Source organism: Mycobacterium colombiense, assembly GCF_001665835.1.
GTDB lineage: Bacteria > Actinomycetota > Actinomycetes > Mycobacteriales > Mycobacteriaceae > Mycobacterium > Mycobacterium colombiense_A.
In genome coordinates this window covers 1-549 of record NZ_LZSX01000064.1, presented here as the reverse complement: position 1 = coordinate 549, position 549 = coordinate 1, and the positions used below count along the sequence as shown (strand labels likewise).

The following is a 549-nucleotide window of genomic DNA, read 5'->3' as shown; positions in this document are numbered from 1 at the left end:
CGTCCACCGGAACCGGGATGGTGGCGCCCTCGTAGTCGACGGTGCCGTACGGGGTGCCGAACGAGATCGTCGAGATCTGTACGCCCCCGGCCTTGGCGGCCCGGGCCGCGGTGAACGCCCCCTGCGGGGCATTGGGGTCCAGCGGCACGTTCTCGGCGCCGTCGGATTCCAGCACGATGCGGGCCGGCGGCGGTTTGTCGCCGCCGGTGACCGCGGTGGCGCTGATCGCGTGCAGGGCGGTGAAGATCGCTTGGCCGGTGGCGGTGCTGTCGGCGAAATCCAGCTTCTTCAGCGCGTCGATGGTGGCCTGGTGTTGGGGGGTCGGCGGCACCAGCAGATAGGGCGTGCCGGCGAATCCGACCAGCCCGAGGTTGATCGCCGGGGTCAGCTGGTCGGCGAATTGCTTGCCGGCCTCCTTGGCCGCGTCCAGGCGGTTGGGCGGCACATCGGTGGAGGCCATCGACTCGGACACGTCGATCACCAGCATGATGACGGCGCGGTTGCGCGGGATGCGCATGTCGTGGGTGGGGGTGGCCAGCGCGATGGTCA

1 protein-coding gene is annotated in these 549 nt (G+C 70.3%); it reads right to left on the bottom strand.

Features of this window, described 5'->3' with window-relative positions; translation table 11 throughout:
- On the bottom strand, positions 1–549 hold a 549-nt coding region (locus tag A5760_RS12795), incomplete at both ends, for a VWA domain-containing protein (protein ID WP_155764317.1).